1 pseudogene is annotated in these 514 nt (G+C 76.7%); it reads right to left on the bottom strand.

The features are described 5' to 3' along the window. Positions 1 to 514 (bottom strand): annotated as a pseudogene (locus SM447_RS30035) (hypothetical protein); the annotation flags it as partial.

The raw sequence follows: 514 nt of genomic DNA, 5'->3' as shown, positions 1-514 counted from the left end.
CTCCAGCTCCTCCCGCCGCTTGGCGTGCTGCTTGTCCAGCTCGTCGCGGCGCTTGGCGAACTCCTGCTCGGCGGCGGCCCGGCGCTGGGCCAGCTCCTTCTCCGCGCCGTCCCGCCGCTCCGCGACCTCCTTCTCCACCCCGGCCCGCCACGCGCCCAGCTCCTGCTGGGTCTGCGCGCGGGCCTGCTGCACGTACGCCTCGGTCTCGGTGCGCATGCGCTGCACGTACGCCTCGACCTCGGCGCGGTTGCGCTGGCCGGCCTCGGCGGCCTCGGGGGTGAGCCGGGTGGCCTCGCTGCGGGCCCGGCCGCGGGTGGCCTTGGCGGCCTCCTCCGCGTCGTCCACGATCTTCTTGGCCTCGGCCCGCGCCTTGGCGTGCGTGGCCCGGCCGGCCTCGGCGGCGGCGTCGGTGAGCCGCTTGGCCTCCTGCTGGCCCTTGGCGTGCACCTCCTTGGCCGCCTCGCGGAGCTGGTTCGCCTCCTGCTGGGCCTTGGCCAGCGCCTCCTTGGCCGAC

It is taken from the genome of Micromonospora aridisoli, from assembly GCF_056150025.1.
This window is presented reverse-complemented; position numbering and strand designations above follow the sequence as displayed.